Source organism: Streptomyces pristinaespiralis (assembly GCF_001278075.1).
GTDB classification, from domain to species: Bacteria; Actinomycetota; Actinomycetes; order Streptomycetales; family Streptomycetaceae; genus Streptomyces; species Streptomyces pristinaespiralis.
In genome coordinates, this window is record NZ_CP011340.1 from 5,267,501 (window position 1) to 5,286,155 (window position 18,655).

Consider the following 18,655-nt stretch of genomic DNA (forward strand, 5'->3'; position numbering starts at 1 on the left):
GGAGGGAACGAGGGGAAGTGAAACATCTCAGTACCCTCAGGAAGAGAAAACAACCGTGATTCCGGGAGTAGTGGCGAGCGAAACCGGATGAGGCCAAACCGTATGCGTGTGATACCCGGCAGGGGTTGCGCATACGGGGTTGTGGGATCTCTCTTTCATTGTCTGCCGGCAATGAGACGAGTCAGAAACCGTTGATGTAGGCGAAGGACATGCGAAAGGTCCGGCGTAGAGGGTAAGACCCCCGTAGCTGAAACATCAACGGCTCGTTTGAGAGACACCCAAGTAGCACGGGGCCCGAGAAATCCCGTGTGAATCTGGCGGGACCACCCGCTAAGCCTAAATATTCCCTGGTGACCGATAGCGGATAGTACCGTGAGGGAATGGTGAAAAGTACCGCGGGAGCGGAGTGAAATAGTACCTGAAACCGTGTGCCTACAAGCCGTGGGAGCGTCGCTGTATGTGCTTGCACATGCAGTCGTGACTGCGTGCCTTTTGAAGAATGAGCCTGCGAGTTAGCGGTGTGTAGCGAGGTTAACCCGTGTGGGGAAGCCGTAGCGAAAGCGAGTCCGAACAGGGCGATTGAGTTGCACGCTCTAGACCCGAAGCGGAGTGATCTAGCCATGGGCAGGTTGAAGCGGAGGTAAGACTTCGTGGAGGACCGAACCCACCAGGGTTGAAAACCTGGGGGATGACCTGTGGTTAGGGGTGAAAGGCCAATCAAACTCCGTGATAGCTGGTTCTCCCCGAAATGCATTTAGGTGCAGCGTCGTGTGTTTCTTGCCGGAGGTAGAGCACTGGATAGGCGATGGGCCCTACCGGGTTACTGACCTTAGCCAAACTCCGAATGCCGGTAAGTGAGAGCGCGGCAGTGAGACTGTGGGGGATAAGCTCCATGGTCGAGAGGGAAACAGCCCAGAGCATCGACTAAGGCCCCTAAGCGTACGCTAAGTGGGAAAGGATGTGGAGTCGCAGAGACAACCAGGAGGTTGGCTTAGAAGCAGCCACCCTTGAAAGAGTGCGTAATAGCTCACTGGTCAAGTGATTCCGCGCCGACAATGTAGCGGGGCTCAAGCGTACCGCCGAAGTCGTGTCATTCCAGCATGAGGGCCAACGCCCGCTGGGATGGGTAGGGGAGCGTCGTGTGCCGGGTGAAGCAGCCGCGGAAGCGAGTTGTGGACGGTTCACGAGTGAGAATGCAGGCATGAGTAGCGATACACACGTGAGAAACGTGTGCGCCGATTGACTAAGGGTTCCTGGGTCAAGCTGATCTGCCCAGGGTAAGTCGGGACCTAAGGCGAGGCCGACAGGCGTAGTCGATGGACAACCGGTTGATATTCCGGTACCCGCTTTGAAACGCCCAATATCGAATCAGGCGATGCTAAGTCCGTGAAGCCGCCGGCTGAGTCTTCGGACGAGGTCGGAGTGGTGGAGCCGACGAACCAGACTTGTAGTAGGTAAGCGATGGGGTGACGCAGGAAGGTAGTCCAGCCCGGGCGGTGGTTGTCCCGGGGTAAGGGTGTAGGCCGTGAGGTAGGCAAATCCGCCTCACATCAAGGCTGAGACCTGATGCCGAGCCGATTGTGGTGAAGTGGATGATCCTATGCTGTCGAGAAAAGCCTCTAGCGAGTTTCATGGCGGCCCGTACCCTAAACCGACTCAGGTGGTCAGGTAGAGAATACCGAGGCGTTCGGGTGAACTATGGTTAAGGAACTCGGCAAAATGCCCCCGTAACTTCGGGAGAAGGGGGGCCATCACTGGTGATCCGATTTACTCGGTGAGCTGGGGGTGGCCGCAGAGACCAGCGAGAAGCGACTGTTTACTAAAAACACAGGTCCGTGCGAAGCCGTAAGGCGATGTATACGGACTGACGCCTGCCCGGTGCTGGAACGTTAAGGGGACCGGTTAGTCACTCTTCGGGGTGGCGAAGCTGAGAACTTAAGCGCCAGTAAACGGCGGTGGTAACTATAACCATCCTAAGGTAGCGAAATTCCTTGTCGGGTAAGTTCCGACCTGCACGAATGGCGTAACGACTTCTCGACTGTCTCAACCATAGGCCCGGTGAAATTGCACTACGAGTAAAGATGCTCGTTTCGCGCAGCAGGACGGAAAGACCCCGGGACCTTTACTACAGTTTGATATTGGTGTTCGGTTCGGCTTGTGTAGGATAGGTGGGAGACTGTGAAGCTTGGACGCCAGTTCAGGTGGAGTCGTCGTTGAAATACCACTCTGGTCGTGCTGGATGTCTAACCTGGGTCCGTGATCCGGATCAGGGACAGTGTCTGATGGGTAGTTTAACTGGGGCGGTTGCCTCCCAAAGGGTAACGGAGGCGCCCAAAGGTTCCCTCAGCCTGGTTGGCAATCAGGTGTTGAGTGTAAGTGCACAAGGGAGCTTGACTGTGAGACCGACGGGTCGAGCAGGGACGAAAGTCGGGACTAGTGATCCGGCGGTGGCTTGTGGAAGCGCCGTCGCTCAACGGATAAAAGGTACCCCGGGGATAACAGGCTGATCTTCCCCAAGAGTCCATATCGACGGGATGGTTTGGCACCTCGATGTCGGCTCGTCGCATCCTGGGGCTGGAGTCGGTCCCAAGGGTTGGGCTGTTCGCCCATTAAAGCGGTACGCGAGCTGGGTTTAGAACGTCGTGAGACAGTTCGGTCCCTATCCGCTGTGCGCGTAGGAGTCTTGAGAAGGGCTGTCCCTAGTACGAGAGGACCGGGACGGACGAACCTCTGGTGTGCCAGTTGTCCTGCCAAGGGCATGGCTGGTTGGCTACGTTCGGAAAGGATAACCGCTGAAAGCATCTAAGCGGGAAGCCTGCTTCGAGATGAGGACTCCCACCTCCTTGAGAGGGTAAGGCTCCCAGTAGACGACTGGGTTGATAGGCCGGATATGGAAGCCCTGTAAGGGGTGGAGTTGACCGGTACTAATAGGCCGAGGGCTTGTCCTCAGTTGCTCGCGTCCACTGTGTTAGTTCTGAAGTAACGAACTCGCCCGACCCTGCCTTTTGGTGGGGTTGCCGGCTGGTAGTTCGGACATCTTCATAGAGTTTCGGTGGTCATTGCGTTAGGGAAACGCCCGGTTACATTCCGAACCCGGAAGCTAAGCCTTTCAGCGCCGATGGTACTGCAGGGGGGACCCTGTGGGAGAGTAGGACGCCGCCGAACAATCATTGTGGGAAAGCCCCGCACCTCTGGTGCGGGGCTTTCCTGTGTTCAGGGACAGTTCCGGATACAGGCCCACCCGTGCCGGCGCGAGCCGGCCGCGTCTGAGGGAATCAGAGGCGACCGGCTGCTTTGAGAGCGAGATACGCATCGGCGAGAGCGGGTGCGATCTTCTCCGGTGTCGCATCCACAACCGTGACACCGTGGCGCTGCAACTGCTCCGCCGCGCGGTTCCGCTGGGACTGGGCCTGGGTCGCTGCCGCTGCGTCGTAGACACCCTCGACCGAGCCGCGCGTCGCCTTCATGCGTTCGATGTGAGGATCGGCCACAGAGGCCACCAGGACGGTGTGGCGCTGCGTGAGCTGCGGGAGGACGGGCAGCAGGCCCTCCTCGACCGGAGCGGCGTCGAGGCTCGTCAGAAGGACGATGAGGGACCGGCGGGGAGCGTTCGTCAGCGCGGCTGCGCTGAGGCCGCGGGCGTCCGTCTCGACGAGTTCCGGCTCCAGAGGAGCGAAAGCGTTGACCATGGCCGGAAGCACGTCACCGGCGGACCGCCCGACGACCTGGGCGCGGATGCGCCGGTCGTACGCCAGCAGGCCCACTCGGTCACCCGCGCGTGACGCCAACGCGCCCAGCAGGAGCGCGGCGTCCATCGCGGCGTCCAGGCGTGGGACGTCCCCGACGCGTCCGGCCGAGGTCCGCCCCGTGTCGAGAACGATGAGGATGTGCCGGTCGCGTTCCGGGCGCCAGGTGCGGACGGCCACGGTGGTCCGGCGAGCGGTGGCCCGCCAGTCGATGGACCGAGTGTCGTCCCCGGGGACGTAGTCGCGAAGACTGTCGAACTCCGTTCCCTGGCCCCGGATCAGGACGCTGGTACGGCCGTCGAGTTCGCGCAGTCGCGCCAGGCGGGACGGCAGATGCTTGCGGCTCGTGAAGGGCGGGAGGACGCGGACCGTCCAAGGGACGTCGTGATTGCCCTGCCGGGCCGCCAGGCCCAGGGGGCCGTAGGAGCGGACCGTGATGCGCTCCGGCCGGCGGTCGCCCCGTCGTGTGGGCCGCAGGACCGTGGTGAGCCGACGGCGCTCGCCGGCCGGGATGCTCAACCTGTGGCGTGAGGCAGTCTGCTCGGCCCCCGGCAGCCAGCTGCTGGGCGGCCAGGCATCGCGGAGATCGGCTCGCAGCCGCCGCTCTGAAGGGTTGGTGACCATCAGGTCGACTTTCGCGGCGTCACCGAGTCGAACGGATGTGTCACCACTTCGGGTGAACCGGAGCGTTCGCACTGGCGCGGCGAGGGCGTAGTCGCACAGGATTGCGAGTGAGAGGGGCGCGTTGACAGCGAGCATCCCGGTCCAGCTCGGAGCGAGGATGCCTACGGGAAGTGAGCCGAGCGCGGCCAGGAGTGCGGTTCGTCCGGTGAGGGCCATCAGTGCCTCATCGCGGTACGGGGACGTGGGCGAGGATCGCGGTGATGACGGAGTCGGCGGTGACTCCCTCCATCTCCGCCTCGGGCCGGAGCTGGAGCCGGTGCCGAAGGGTGGGCAGGGCGAGGGCCTTCACATCGTCCGGGATGACGTAGTCGCGCCCGGTGAGCCAGGCCCAGGCGCGGGCGGTGGACAGCAGCGCGGTTGCGCCTCGCGGGGAGGCGCCCAAGGTCAGTGAGGGGGATTCACGGGTGGCACGACAGATATCGACGACGTAGGCGGCGATCTCGGCCGAGACGGATGTCTTGGCCACGGCGAGACGGGCGGCTTCCAACTCCGCGGGGCCGGCGACGGGACGCACCCCCGCAGCTTCGAGGTCGCGGGGGTTGAAGCCCTCCGCGTGCCGGGTCAGGACATTGATCTCGTCCTCGCGGGACGGAAGGGGGACCGTCAACTTGAGGAGGAAGCGGTCCAGCTGTGCTTCCGGAAGGGGGTAAGTGCCTTCGTACTCGACGGGGTTCTGCGTCGCGGCGACGAGGAAGGGATCGGGGAGGAGGCGAGGGGTGCCGTCGACCGTCACCTGTCGCTCCTCCATCGCTTCGAGGAGCGACGACTGCGTCTTGGGCGGCGTGCGGTTGATCTCGTCAGCGAGGAGAAGGTTCGTGAAGACCGGTCCGGGCTGGAACGAGAACTCTGACGTGTGGCTGTCGTAGACGAGGGACCCGGTGACATCGCTGGGCATCAGGTCGGGCGTGAACTGGACGCGCTTCGTGTCGAGCTCGAGCGATGCAGCCAGGGCCCGCACCAGGAGTGTCTTGGCGACGCCAGGTACTCCCTCGAGAAGGACGTGACCGCGGCAGAGCAGAGCCACGACGAGACCGGTGACAGCGGGGTCCTGGCCGACCACGGCCTTGGCGATCTCGGTGCGCAGGGCCTCCAGGGAGGCGCGGGCGCGGTCCGAGCTCTCGGCTGTCTCGGGGGTCGGGGCGCTCATGAGGTGCGTACCTCTCTTTCGAGGGCGTCGAGTTGGTCTGCGAGTCGGACGAGTGCGGTGTCGTCGGCCGGGGGAGCGCCGAAGAGGAGTTCACGGAGGTCGTGCTCACCATCGGGGAGGTGCGCGGAGACCGCGGGAAGCAGGACTTCGGGCGAGTGCGTGTCGGCGGCGGAGACACCGAGAAGCGGGGCAAGGCGGGTTCTGGTGGCGGAGCGGAGCGAGGCGGCGGCGCGGTCACGCGCGTTCACCTTGCGGTAGAGGCGGGCACGGCCCTCGGTGGTCTCCGACGCGCGGATGGCCACCGGCAGTTGTTCGGTCACCAGAGGGCCGAGCCGGCGGGCACGCCATACGGCCGCCAGGACGGCCGCCACGAGGAGTTGCAGACTGCCCCACAGCCAGCCACCGGGGATCAGGTCGAGGAACGCGTCCTCGCCGTCACTTTCGCCGCTGCCCTGGTCGTCGCCGTCTCCGTCGGTGGGGAGCGCCGCGGAGGGGTCGTCGAGTGAAGGGATGTACCAGACCAGTTCGGGGTGGGACCCGAGGAGTTGCAGGGCGAGGGAGGCATTGCCGTGCTTGTCGAGACGATCGTTGTAGAGGATGTCCGGAGCGCCGAGGAGGACGGTGTCGCCGCCGTTCGGCGCGTCGAGCCTCACGAGGGACGGAAGGCCGCCGCTCGGGTAGCACCTGTCGGCGCCGGGCGCCTCGGTGACGTAACGCTCGCCGCCGAGATCGGCGCTGCCCGCACGGCGGGCGGCGGGGAGATCGCATCGAGGGCTGCGCTCGGACACCTCGGTCCGGGAGCCGATGTCGACGCCTGGCGCGAGTGTGCCGACGGAGGCGGGACCGGCGGCCATCAGCACGGTCCGTCCGCCGGCGGAGGCGGTCGCGGACCGGAAGGTCTGCTGCTGAGCGGCCGTCAGCATGTCGGGCTCGGTGACGAGGACGGTGGTGTCGGCGCCGGCCGCGGAGGTGGCGTCCTCAAGGGTGGTGACGACCCTGGTGGTGACCCCCCGGTTCTTCAGGAGCTCGGCGACAGCACGGCTGCCGTTCCGGTCCACGGAGCGCGGGTCGAGGCGGCCGTGGTGATCACCCGACCGCAGTGCTGCCATGGCGATGCCGGCCACGACGAGAAGCAGGAGCACGAGGAGCAGGCCACGGACGCGGTTCCACACCTGGCGGGTGGAGGGCGACATGGACGTCGCGCTGCTCGTGAGGCCGGTCATTCGGCGGCTCCCTCTGCAGCGGTGGCCGACAGGGGCTTGCTGTTCTCCAGGTCGAGGTCCAGGTCCCGGAGCCGTTCGTACGCCTGCCGGTCGGCGGTGCGACCGCCGTACGTGACGTCGTCGAAGACGCGGGCCGCGGCACGCAGTTCGTCGGCGTGGTGGGGGAGCGTGCGCCCCGCTTCCGCGGCGGCCTCGTCGGCGGTGCGGCCCGGCCTGGGGTCGAGGAGGGTGCGCTCTTCCAAGGAGCGGACGATGGCGCGCATCCGCTCCTGCACGGCCTGGTTCCATCGCTCGGCGGCGGCGTGCTTGTCCGACGCGCTGCGGTGCGCAGAGGCGCTGCGCGGGCCCTCCTCGAAGAGCGAGTCCGCGGTACGGACGGTGCGCTGGGGCTTACCGAGCCGCCACCACAGCGCGGCCGCGAGGGCGAGGACGACGAGGATGATGGCGATCAGGCCGATCACGCCGCCGGGCGCGCCGCTCGAGGCGGCACCGAAGAGGCCGTCGACCCACTCCCAGAAGCGGTCGAGGGCGCGCTCGAGGAGGTTCGGGTCGTTCTCGTGGTACATCGGCCTGGACAGTTCCCGCTCCGCCGCCTCGCGGGCCGGATCGCGTGGAGTGTCCACCGGTACGTCGTCGCTCGCTCCGAACAGCAGTGCCGCCGTCGCGCCCCCCGTGCCCAACACCGCATCAGCCCCCGGTGGATCGGTTACCGGGAGGTGCCGATCCGTAGCCGGAGAGCCCGGCTGCCCGCGCGAGTTCGAGGTCGAGCGCTTCGCGGCGGATGCGCTGGTCCACGTAGAGGAGCACCGTCACACCGGCGGAGATCGGGTAGGTGATCGACGAGGCGATCACGGATCCGATGCCCGTGATGATCAGGAAGGGCCAGCCGAAGTCGGGTCCGGTTCCGGTGAACAGATCGCCGACTCCGGCGCCGTCCACCGCGAAGCCGATGATCGTGAACGGGATGGCGATGACCATGCTCACGACGAAGACCAGCAGCAGGGTCAGCAGCGTGATCCCGAAGACCCGCCACCAGGCGCCCTGGACGAGCTTGGCGGAGCGGCGCAGGGACGTAATGACGCCTTGACGTTCCAGCACGAGGGCGGGGGAGGCCAGGGCGAAGCGGACCATCAGCCAGATGATGACGGTGAGAGCGGCGAGACCGCCGACCACGGAGAGCAGGACACCCGCGCCGCCGATCAGCATCCCCGGGAGTACGCCGACGGTCATGATCGTGGCGCTGCCCAGCGGCAGCAGCAGGGTGAGGCCCAGAAGGTGCGGGAGTCGCGGCCGGGCCTCGCGCCAGGCCTCGGCGAGGGTGATCGGGCGGCCGAGCACCGAGCGGCTGATCACCACGGTGAGCAGTGCGGTGGTGAGCAGGGTGCCGATCAAGGTGATCAACAGGGCGGGGCCGAGGGCCACCAGGCTCGACTGCAGCGACTCGACGGACTGCTCCAGGGCTTCCTCGGGCGTGGCGTCGGGATCGACCTCGGGAGGCGCCGGGAGCAGGTAGCGCTCCACGAGGATGCTGCAGATCTGGGAGATGACGGAAACCGTGATCGTCACACTCAGGACCGTGCGCCAGTGTGCGCGCAGCGTGGACACCGCACCGTCGAGGATCTCGCCGACGCCGAGGGGGCGGAGCGGGATGACACCTGGCTTGGCCGCGGCGGGGGGCCTGCCCCAGCCGCCGTCGTGGTGCCTGCCGCCGCCCCACTGCGGCGGGGGCGGGCCGGGGACCTGGCCGGGACCGGTCGGCGCGGACCACTGTCCGGGAGGGGGCTGCTCCTTGGACCACTTCGAGGTAGGACCGCTTCCGTCCGCGGGCGGCGCCTGATGCGGTACGCCGGGGCCGTTCTGCCCTTCGGAAGGAGCCGATCCGGGCGATGCCCAACCCGGAGTGTCGTTCACGGTCGTCCACCTCATGGATCGTTCACGGGGCCGGCTCGTCGAGCCGGCGCGTTCACAGTGTCCTTCCGCCTGTCCGGGCGGCCGGTTGGCTGCCATCGTGCCACGCGCGGGCGGTCGGCGGACCGGGGCCCGGGTCACCTTCGTACCTTCATTGTCGGACCGGCACCGGGCAGACTGGGCGGATGGCTGATCAGTACGTACAAAACCCGGTGGGCAGCGAGCCGTCGAAGCTTCCTGTGCTGCGTTGGGACGAGCCGCCCGAAGGACCCGTACTGGTGCTTCTCGACCAGACCCGGCTCCCCGCCGAGGAGGTCGAGCTGGTCTGCACCGACGTTCCGGTCCTGGTGCGCGCGATCCAGACGCTCGCTGTTCGCGGGGCGCCGCTCCTCGGGATCGCCGGTGCGTACGGGGTGGCGCTCGCGGCGCTGCGGGGCTTCGACGTGGACGAGGCCGCGGAGCTCCTGGAGACCGCGCGGCCCACCGCGGTGAACCTCGGGTACGGGGTGCGGCTGGCGGCGTCCGCGTACCGGACCGCCGTCGAGCGCGGGGCCGACAGCGAACAGGCGGCCCGTGCGGCGCTCGCGGCGGCCGAGGAACTGCACCGCCGTGACGCGGAGGCCAGCAGGCTGATGGCCGGGCACGGTCTGGCGCTGCTGGACGAGCTGCTCCCCGGCGGGGGTCACCGGATCCTGACGCACTGCAACACCGGGGCACTGGTGTCCGGTGGCGAGGGGACGGCGTTCGCCGTCGCGCTCTCGGCGCACCGCGCGGGCCGGCTCCAGCGCCTGTGGGTGGACGAGACGCGGCCGCTGCTGCAGGGCTCACGGCTCACCGCCTACGAGGCGGCACGAAACGGGCTGCCGTACACGCTGCTGACGGACAACGCCGCGGGATCCCTGTTCGCGGCCGGAGAGGTGGACGCCGTGCTGGTCGGGGCGGACCGGATCGCCGCGGACGGCTCGGTGGCGAACAAGGTCGGGACCTATCCGCTGGCCGTCCTCGCCAAGTACCACCACGTGCCGTTCGTGGTGGTCGCCCCTACGACGACGATCGACCTCGCCACACCGGACGGCTCGACGATCGAGGTGGAGCAGCGGCCTGGACACGAGGTGACGGAGGTAACATCCCCGCAGTCCGCAGTGGCCGGCGCCGGAAGCGGCGGGCAGACAGTGGCCCCCCTGGGAACCCAGGCGTACAACCCCGCATTCGATGTCACGCCGCCGGATCTGGTGACGGCGATCGTCACCGAGGAGGGGGTGTTGTCGCCCGTCACCGTGGGCGGCGTAGCGGAGCTGTGTGCCAGGTCACGCCAGGTAACGATTAGCTAATGGGATGATGTCGTTTATGAAGGGACGAGTCCTTGTCGTCGACGACGACACCGCACTGGCCGAGATGCTCGGCATTGTGCTGCGTGGTGAAGGTTTCGAGCCGTCGTTCGTAGCGGACGGTGACAAGGCACTTGCCGCTTTCAGGGAGGCCAAGCCGGATCTGGTGCTGCTCGACCTCATGCTGCCCGGACGGGACGGCATCGAGGTGTGCAGGCTGATCCGGGCCGAGTCGGGTGTTCCGATCGTGATGCTCACTGCCAAGAGCGACACCGTCGATGTCGTGGTCGGGCTCGAGTCCGGGGCCGACGACTACATCGTCAAGCCCTTCAAGCCGAAGGAGCTGGTCGCCCGGATCCGGGCGAGGCTTCGGAGGTCGGAGGAGCCCGCGCCGGAGCAGCTGACGATCGGGGACCTGGTCATCGACGTCGCCGGTCACTCGGTGAAGCGGGACGGGCAGTCGATAGCGCTCACCCCGCTGGAGTTCGACCTGCTGGTCGCGCTCGCGCGCAAGCCCTGGCAGGTCTTCACCCGTGAGGTGCTGCTGGAGCAGGTGTGGGGTTACCGCCACGCCGCCGACACCCGGCTGGTGAACGTCCATGTGCAGCGGCTGCGCTCCAAGGTCGAGAAGGACCCGGAGCGGCCGGAGATCGTGGTGACCGTCCGTGGTGTCGGTTACAAGGCCGGGCCGAGCTGACATGTCCAGTGGCAGCGTTGCTCCGAAGCCCGGCGAGCCGGGGGTCCGTACGGGGCGGGCTGCCGGACCGGGGCGTGGGCCCTCGCGATTCGGCCGCCTGCTCCATGGCGGACGGATGCTCCAGGAAAGCGCCCCCGGCGGGCCGGTGCCGCGGCTCGTCATGCGCTGGGTGCGCCGTCCGCTGCTCCCCGCCGTGAGGCTGTGGCGACGGAACATCCAGCTCCGGGTGGTCGTGAGCACACTCCTGATGTCACTCGGCGTGGTGGTGCTGCTCGGCTTCGTCGTCATCGGGCAGGTGCGCAACGGTCTGCTCGACGCGAAGGGCAGGGCGGCGCAGAGCCAGGCGGCCGGCGGTTTCGCCGTGGCCAGGGAGAAGGCGAACGCGCCGATCGGCCCCGGCGGCGGGCAGGGCGACAACGCCGCCGACGGAAACGCCCGTACCTGGCGCTCCGATCTCGTGGTGCAGCTCTCCAGCGGCGGCCAGGGCGCCTTCAACGTGGTCGCGCTCAGCGCCGACGCCCAGGGCGCGGGCACCAGCCGTGCGCCACGTACCTCAGGGGGCGTGGACCCGGCCAGCATCCCGCAGGACCTGCGGGACGCCGTGCGCCAGGGCGGAGGGACGTTCGAGACGTACCTCAGCATCCGGTACACGGACAACGTGGTCGAGCCCGAGCCCGGGCTCGTCGTGGGCACGCAGCTCAACGACATCGAGGGCAATCCCTACGAGCTGTACTACCTCTTCCCGCTGGCGCAGGAGGAGCAGTCGCTGAACCTGGTCAGAGGCACCCTCGCCACGGCCGGCCTCTTCGTCGTGGTGCTGCTCGGCGCGATCGCCTGGCTGGTGGTGCGCCAGATCGTCACCCCCGTACGGATGGCGGCCGGGATCGCGGAGCGTCTCGCGGCGGGCCGGCTCCAGGAGCGGATGAAGGTCACCGGTGAGGACGACATCGCGCGGCTCGGCGAGGCCTTCAACAAGATGGCCCAGAACCTCCAGCTGAAGATCCAGCAGCTCGAGGAGCTCTCCAGGATGCAGCGCCGCTTCGTCTCGGACGTTTCGCACGAGCTGCGTACGCCGCTGACGACGGTGCGGATGGCCGCCGACGTGATCCACGAGGCCCGCAGCGACTTCGACCCGGTGACGGCGCGCTCCGCGGAGCTGCTCGGCGACCAGCTCGACCGCTTCGAGTCGCTGCTGTCCGACCTGCTGGAGATCAGCCGGTTCGACGCGGGCGCCGCCGCGCTCGAGGCGGAGCCGATAGACCTGCGCGAGGTCGTCCGGCGGGTCATCGGCGGCGCCGAGCCGTTGGCGGAGCGCAAGGGCAGCCGGATACGGGTGGTCGGTGACGAGCAGCCCGTCGTCGCCGAGGCCGACGCCCGGCGGGTCGAGCGGGTGCTGCGCAACCTCGTGGTCAACGCCGTCGAGCACGGTGACGGCAAGGATGTCGTGGTCCGCATGGCCGTGGCCGGCGGCGCCGTCGCCGTCGCCGTGCGGGACTACGGTGTGGGTCTCAAGCCCGGCGAGGCGACCCGCGTGTTCAACAGGTTCTGGCGTGCCGATCCGGCGCGTGCACGGACCACGGGCGGTACCGGCCTCGGGCTGTCGATCGCCGTCGAGGACGCCAGGCTGCACGGTGGCTGGCTGCAGGCGTGGGGCGAGCCGGGCGGCGGTTCGCAGTTCCGCCTGACCCTGCCGCGTACGGCGGACGAGCCGCTGCGCGGCTCGCCGATACCGCTGGAGCCGGAGGACTCGCGGCAGAACCGGGAGCGTGCCGCCTCGTCGGGGAAACCTGAGGCGAACGGGCACCGGATGACGTCCGTGCCCGTCCAGAGCGGGTCGGACAAGTCGTCGCTGCCGCCGCGGTCCGCGCCTCCCGAGGTCGACCCGACGGCGCTGCCGGGCAACGGCTCACGGGTGGTGGCGCGGCAGGCAGGAGAGCGGGGCGACCTCCCCGCGGCGAGGGCTTCATCGGAGCGGGAGGACACGACTCGTGGGCGCTGATCCCCGTCGTAACGGGCAGGCGGGCATTCGGCGGGCATCGGCGCTGCTCGGCTGCAGTGGTGTGCTGCTGGCCGGGTGCGCCTCGATGCCGGACAGCGGTGACGTCCATGCCGTCAAGGCGTCGCAGCGGGCCGACTCGCAGGTGCGGGTGTACGCGGTGCCGCCGAGGAAGGACGCGACCCCGGACGAGATCGTCACAGGCTTCCTCGAGGCGATGACCAGTGACGACACCAACTTCGACACGGCGCGTTCGTACCTGACTCCGGAGGCGTCGGAGAAGTGGCAGCCGGAGGAGAGCACGACGGTGCTGGCGTCGGCTCCCGACCCGGGCGTGCCGGTGCCCGGCCGCCGGGACAACCCCGGGATGAGTTATCCGCTGCTCGGACGGCACATCGCCACCGTCGACGCGCAGCACGCCTATCAGCCCGTCACGCCGAGCGAGTACCGCCGGACCATCCATCTGTCGCAGAAGGCCGGCCCCGACGGCAAGCAGTGGCGCATCGACAGCCTGCCCGCAGGGCTGCTGCTGGGCGCGTCCGACTTCGAGCGCAACTACCGCTCGGTCAACAAGTACTACTTCGCCTCCGGACGCGATGTCGTGGTCGCCGACCCGGTCTACATCAGGCAGCGGCAGGATCCGGTGACCCGGATGGACCCGGTGACGCAGGCGGTCAAGGCACTGCTGGAAGGGCCGACGAGCTGGCTGAAGCCGGTCGTCGAGTCGCGGTTCCCGACCGGTACGGAGATGAAGCTCAAGGACGGCGCCACGTCGCTGTCGTTCGACGACCGCAACGGCCTGAAGGTGCCGCTGGACGACAAGGCGTCCAATGTGGGGCGCACGCAGTGCATGAAGATGGCCGCGCAGATCATGTTCACCATCAAGGATCTGTCGGCGGCGAGGCTCGAACAGGTCGAGCTGCTGCGCTCGAACGGATCGCAGCTGTGCGTGATGAGCGCAGGCCAGGCCGAGGGCTACGCGCCGGACCACTCCTCCGGCCGCCCGGACAACCAGTACTTCGTCGACAGCAAGCGCCGTCTGGCCCTGCTGGCGGCCGGAGCCACGGAGGCAGGCGAACCGCAGAACGTGGCCGGCCCCTTCGGCGACGGCCGCCTCGCGCTGGACGCGGTCGGTGTGGCGAGGGACGAGCACAAGGCCGCCGTCGTCGCCGGCGACTTCAGCCGGCTGTACGTGGCGTCGATCGTCTCCGACAGCCGACTGCCCGACCCGGTGATCACCAGCGCCGGCAAGGGACCCGACAACGGCCTGACCGCGCCCAGCTGGGACGGGCGTGGGGATCTGTGGGTGGCCGACCGGGATCCGGACGGGCCGGCGCTGAAGCGCCTCCCGAACGGCTCGGACGCCCCTGAGGAGGTCAGGATCGTTCCGGGCCTGGACGGGGCGCGTATCCAGGCGGTGAGGGTGTCCGCGGACGGTGCGCGGATCGCGCTGCTGCTGACCGAGGGCGGCAGCACGACCCTGAAGATCGGGCGTGTGGAGCGGCACGGCGACAGTGACGATCCGGTGGTGACCGTCACCGAACTGCGGCCCGCCGCTCCGCAGATGGAGACCGTCACGGCCGTGTCGTGGGCGGGGCCGAGCCGGCTTGTCGTGGTCGGCAAGGAGGCCGGCGGTGTTCAGCAGGTGCGCTACATCCAGACGGACGGCTCGACCGTCCCCAAGGGGATCCTGCCCGGTCTCAACCAGGTGAAGTCGGTCGCCGCGTCGGACGACGAGAGTCAGCCGCTCGTGGCCTACTCGCAGGAGGACGGCATCGTGCGCCTGCCCGCCGGAGCCAACTGGCAGACGCTGGTCAAGGAAGGCACCGCGCCGGTCTACCCGGGGTAGTCGGGCGCGGGGGCGGACGGCCGGGTTGTCCACAGGGCCGGCCGGCTGATCGCCCGCCCTGCCACAGTGGTCCTCATGCGGGCGTGGTGGCGCGAAATCTCCGGTCTGGTGATCCCTGCGGTCTGCGGCGGCTGCGGCACGCCCCGTACGCAGCTGTGCGAGGTGTGCGGGCAGGCGCTCCTCGGGCGGACGGCACGTCGGGCCAGACCCGTGCCGGAGCCCGCGGGCCTTCCCGTGGTGCACGCCGCTGCGGCCTACACCGACTCGGTCCGGGCCGTGATCCTGGCGCACAAGGAGCGGGGCGCGCTCGGGCTGGCCCGTCCGCTCGGGGCGGCACTGGCCGAGGCCGTGCGGGCGGCGGCCGGGTACGCGCACGGCCCGGACGGCCCTGTGCTGCTGGTGCCCGTGCCCTCCGCGCCGAGTGCCGTCCGGGCGCGCGGTCATGACGCGGCACGGCGGATCGCCCTTGCGGCGGCGGCCGAGTTGCGTCGCAGGGGCCGGACAGCAGGAGTGCTGCCCGTACTGCGCCAGCGGCGCCGGATGGCCGACCAGGCGGGCCTCACGGCCCGCGAGAGGCTCGCGAACGTGGCGGGGGCCCTGGAGGTCCGGTCCGGTGGCGCGCGGCTCTTGGCGGGCGCCACGGCGGTGATCGTGGACGATCTCATGACCACGGGGGCGACGCTCGTCGAGGCGGCGCGAGCAGTGAGTGCCGCGACCGGGGTGGATCCACTGACCGCGGTGCTGCCGCGGGCGGCGGTCGTCGCCGTTCCACCGCTGTCCCTCGGTCCAAACCGGAACTGAATGCCGACCTGCGTCGTTGCAGCTAGTGACAGGACGAAAACCCCTGATCGGAGGTACCTCCGAGTAGCGGGTGCCGACACCCGTCCCCGAGAGCTATGTTCGGTTGTGAGGAATGGCGACAAGCACACCTCACCGAATGGCTGCCGGTTTCCCGGCCGGGAAAGCGCGGTGGCGACTACTTCGAAATTGGGGTGGGTGGAGATCTTGCCGACTGGGGAGGAGGAGGTGAAAGTCGCCAAGTCCGAGGCTCCGGAGATCACCGGAGCCTGGTGCAAGAGGGAGATGCTCCGCAGCCTGTGAGCGGGCGGAGCGAATCCGGGAACGGAGTTCTGCGTGGACATCGTCGTCAAGGGCCGCAAGACAGAGGTGCCCGAGCGGTTCCGCAAGCACGTGGCCGAGAAGCTGAAGCTGGAGAAGATCCAGAAGCTCGACGGCAAGGTGATCAGCCTGGACGTCGAGGTGTCCAAGGAGCACAACCCGCGGCAGGCCGACCGTTCCGACCGCGTGGAGATCACACTCCGCTCGCGGGGCCCGGTGATCCGGGCCGAGGCCGCGGCCGCCGACCCGTACGCAGCGCTGGACCTCGCGACCGGCAAGCTGGAGGCACGCCTTCGCAAGCAGCACGAGAAGCGTTACAACCGGCGTGGCGCCGGCCGCCTGTCCGCGGCAGAGGTGGTCGATGTCGTCCCCGGTGTCGCAGAGTTGAGCGCCACCAACGGCAAGCCCCTCGCCCAGGAGACGGCCGAATCCGTTCCCACCACCAAGATCGGCTCGATCGAGGTGCAGGGCGAAGGACCGCTGGTGGTCCGCGAGAAGCTGCACACAGCAGCACCGATGACGCTCGACCAGGCGCTCTACGAAATGGAGCTGGTCGGGCACGACTTCTATCTCTTCGTCGACTCCGAGACGAAGCAGCCCAGTGTCGTCTACCGGCGACACGCCTACGACTACGGCGTCATTCACCTGGAGACGGACCCCCTGGCCGGGTCCGAGGCCGGTGGCGCCGGAGGCGCACTCGGCGGCTGACGCCGAAATCCCGTAGCCCTGGCCGACGAAGAATTCCGGTGCCCCTGGAGCGCCTTGTGCGCCCCCAGGGGCACCCTCGCGCCGCAACAGGGGCACCGCGCTGTCGCCCGGGCATGAAAGCATGACGTCGTAAGCCAACCGGTGCGCCCCGCACTGATGTTGGCGGACCACACATGATCTTCGGGCCACGGCTCCAGGGGGAGGAACGATGGCGGACACTTTCGGTCCGGTGCACGGCAGTACGGGCCACCCCGGTGGATCGCACGCGGACGGTGAACGGCACGGCGAGGGCGAGGGTGGCGCGGGCAAGGAGCCCATCCGGGTCCTGGTCGTCGACGACCATGCGCTGTTCCGGCGGGGACTGGAGATCGTCCTCGCGCACGAGGAGGGCATCGAGGTCGTCGGCGAGGCGGGCGACGGCGCGGAGGCCGTGGACAAGGCTGCGGACCTGCTGCCGGACATCGTGCTGATGGATGTACGGATGCCGAAGCGCGGCGGCATCGAGGCGTGCACCTCCATCAAGGAGGTGGCCCCCAGCGCGAAGATCATCATGCTGACGATCAGTGACGAGGAGGCCGATCTCTACGACGCGATCAAAGCGGGAGCCACCGGCTATCTCCTCAAAGAGATCTCCACGGACGAGGTCGCGACCGCCATCCGCGCGGTGGCGGACGGTCAGTCGCAGATCAGCCCCTCCATGGCGTCGAAGCTGCTCACCGAGTTCAAGTCGATGATCCAGCGCACCGACGAGCGCAGGCTGGTGCCGGCGCCCCGGCTCACCGACCGGGAGCTGGAGGTACTCAAGCTCGTGGCGACGGGCATGAACAACCGGGACATCGCCAAGGAGTTGTTCATCTCGGAGAACACCGTCAAGAACCATGTGCGCAACATCCTGGAGAAACTGCAGCTGCACTCCCGGATGGAGGCCGTGGTCTACGCGATGCGGGAGAAGATCCTCGAGATCCGGTAGCCCAGGCTCCGGGATCCGGCCCGCCCGGGCGGGCCGACCGGTTCCGCGATGTCAGTCCAGGGCCTTCACCAGGTCCGCCGTGAGCTCGGGGCGGTCGACCCGCTCGACGCGGACGGAGTCGCAGCCCACCCACTCGGCAGCCTCCCGCAGCGCCTGCGCCATCGGGGCCACGGCCTTCGGGGTGTCCAGCGAGACCTGGCGCGCCACCAGGGTGCTGCCCTCACGTGCCGGGTCGACGCGGCCCAGCAGCTTCCCGCCCGCGAGCAGCGGCATCGCGAAATAGCCGTGCACCCGCTTCTGCTTGGGGACGTAGGCCTCCAGCCGGTGGGTGAAGCCGAAGATGCGCTCGGTCCGCGGGCGCTCCCAGATGAGCGAGTCGAACGGCGAGAGCAGGGTCGTGCGGTGCCGGCCGCGCGGTGGGGAGGCGAGCGCCGCGGGATCCGCCCAGGCGGGCTTGGCCCAGCCCTGGACGGTGACCGGCACCAGCCCCGAGTCCGCCACCACGGCGTCGAACTGCTCGCCCTTGATGCGGTGGTAGTCCGCGATGTCCGTGCGCGTGCCGACGCCCAGCGACTCGCCCGCCAGCCGGACGAGACGGCGCAGGCACTCGGTGTCGTCCAGGTCGTCGTGCAGCAGGGAGTCGGGGATCGCCCGCTCCGCGAGGTCGTACACCCGCTTCCAGCTGCGCCGCTCGGTGCAGACGACCTCGCCGTACATCAGGGCCCGTTCGACGGCGACCTTCGAGGCGGACCAGTCCCACCACTCGCCGCCGTTGTTCGCGCCGCCCAGACCGGTCGCGGTCAGCGGGCCCTCCGTACGCAGCTGCTTGATCACGGCGTCGTACGCGCCGTCCGGGAGATCGTGGTACCACTGCGGGCGGGCACGGTAGGCGCGCCGCCGGAAGGCGAAGTGGGGCCACTCCTCGACGGGCAGGATGCACGCCGCGTGCGACCAGTACTCGAAGCTGTGCCCGCCCGTCCAGTAGGCATCCTCGACCGCCTTGCGGCCGACGGCGCCGAGCCTCGCGTACGGGATCAGCTCGTGCGAGCGGGCCAGCACCGAGATCGTGTCCAGCTGCACGGCGCCGAGATGACGCAGGACGCCCCGGACCCCGCCCCGCCTGTCGGGAGCACCCAGGAATCCCTGGGCGCGCAGGGCGATGCGGCGGGCCTCGTCGGCGGACAGTTCGAGGGTGGGCGGCGGCGTCGTCATGCCTCGCACGATAGAGGGCGCCACTGACAGTCCGGCCCCCGCCCGCAAGGGACGCCCGCCGGCGGCAT

Annotated in this window: 13 protein-coding genes and 2 rRNA genes (1 of these 15 only partly in view); 9 read left to right on the forward strand and 6 right to left on the reverse strand. The window is 68.5% G+C overall.

Translation table 11 applies throughout. The annotated features are described in order from the left end of the window. Positions 1–2,948, forward strand: a 23S ribosomal RNA gene (locus tag SPRI_RS22470); it begins 177 nt to the left of the window's first position. A gap of 100 nt (positions 2,949–3,048) precedes the next feature. Continuing rightward, a 5S ribosomal RNA gene (gene rrf / locus SPRI_RS22475) occupies positions 3,049–3,165 on the forward strand. A 110-nt stretch (positions 3,166–3,275) separates the two neighbouring features. On the opposite strand, the gene SPRI_RS22480 is transcribed toward rrf, so the two are convergent. From SPRI_RS22480 to SPRI_RS22500, 5 genes are read right to left on the reverse strand one after another with little or no spacing between them, the layout of a single operon-like run. Continuing rightward, positions 3,276–4,586: a DUF58 domain-containing protein gene (locus SPRI_RS22480; RefSeq protein WP_053557241.1), complete on the reverse strand. Its 1,311-nt coding sequence runs from the start codon at positions 4,584–4,586 to the stop codon at positions 3,276–3,278. Between the two features lie 7 nt (positions 4,587–4,593). Then, positions 4,594–5,577 (reverse strand): AAA family ATPase, encoded by a 984-nt coding sequence (locus tag SPRI_RS22485; protein ID WP_005316829.1) that lies wholly within the window; start codon positions 5,575–5,577, stop codon positions 4,594–4,596. Beyond that, positions 5,574–6,800 (reverse strand): DUF4350 domain-containing protein, encoded by a 1,227-nt coding sequence (locus tag SPRI_RS22490; RefSeq protein WP_037774507.1) that lies wholly within the window; start codon positions 6,798–6,800, stop codon positions 5,574–5,576. Before SPRI_RS22490 ends, SPRI_RS22485 begins: the two co-directional genes overlap by 4 nt. Beyond that, complete coding sequence (locus tag SPRI_RS22495) at positions 6,797–7,483, reverse strand: DUF4129 domain-containing protein (protein WP_005316833.1); 687 nt, start codon at positions 7,481–7,483, stop codon at positions 6,797–6,799. The genes SPRI_RS22490 and SPRI_RS22495 overlap by 4 nt, the downstream gene beginning before the upstream one ends. 4 nt (positions 7,484–7,487) lie before the next feature. After that, positions 7,488–8,711 (reverse strand): glycerophosphoryl diester phosphodiesterase membrane domain-containing protein, encoded by a 1,224-nt coding sequence (locus SPRI_RS22500; RefSeq protein WP_005316835.1) that lies wholly within the window; start codon positions 8,709–8,711, stop codon positions 7,488–7,490. Between the two features lie 182 nt (positions 8,712–8,893). On the opposite strand from SPRI_RS22500, the gene mtnA reads away from it, so the two are divergent. From mtnA to SPRI_RS22535, 7 genes are all read left to right on the forward strand, one after another. Continuing rightward, entirely contained in the window at positions 8,894–10,039 is a 1,146-nt protein-coding gene (gene mtnA, locus SPRI_RS22505; protein WP_005316837.1) for an S-methyl-5-thioribose-1-phosphate isomerase, read from the forward strand. 4 nt (positions 10,040–10,043) lie between these two features. Further along, entirely contained in the window at positions 10,044–10,733 is a 690-nt protein-coding gene (gene mtrA, locus SPRI_RS22510; RefSeq protein WP_005316841.1) for a two-component system response regulator MtrA, read from the forward strand. 1 nt (position 10,734) lies between these two features. After that, entirely contained in the window at positions 10,735–12,732 is a 1,998-nt protein-coding gene (gene mtrB, locus SPRI_RS22515) for an MtrAB system histidine kinase MtrB (RefSeq protein WP_078535328.1), read from the forward strand. After that, a complete protein-coding gene (locus tag SPRI_RS22520; protein WP_005316845.1) occupies positions 12,722–14,578 on the forward strand; it encodes an LpqB family beta-propeller domain-containing protein in 1,857 nt (618 codons plus the stop codon). The genes mtrB and SPRI_RS22520 overlap by 11 nt, the downstream gene beginning before the upstream one ends. 75 nt (positions 14,579–14,653) lie before the next feature. Continuing rightward, entirely contained in the window at positions 14,654–15,379 is a 726-nt protein-coding gene (locus SPRI_RS22525; protein WP_063805410.1) for a ComF family protein, read from the forward strand. Between the two features lie 333 nt (positions 15,380–15,712). Then, the gene (gene hpf / locus SPRI_RS22530; protein WP_005316849.1) at positions 15,713–16,405 is read left to right on the forward strand and encodes a ribosome hibernation-promoting factor, HPF/YfiA family; all 693 of its coding nucleotides are present in this window, start codon (positions 15,713–15,715) and stop codon (positions 16,403–16,405) included. Positions 16,406–16,613: 208 nt separating this feature from the next. After that, entirely contained in the window at positions 16,614–17,375 is a 762-nt protein-coding gene (locus tag SPRI_RS22535) for a response regulator (protein ID WP_005316851.1), read from the forward strand. A 51-nt stretch (positions 17,376–17,426) separates the two neighbouring features. Here SPRI_RS22535 and SPRI_RS22540 read toward each other — a convergent pair whose 3' ends face one another. Further along, positions 17,427–18,587, reverse strand: a complete 1,161-nt coding sequence (locus SPRI_RS22540) for a winged helix-turn-helix domain-containing protein (protein WP_037774513.1) — start codon at positions 18,585–18,587, stop codon at positions 17,427–17,429. Between the last annotated feature and the right edge of the window lie 68 nt (positions 18,588–18,655).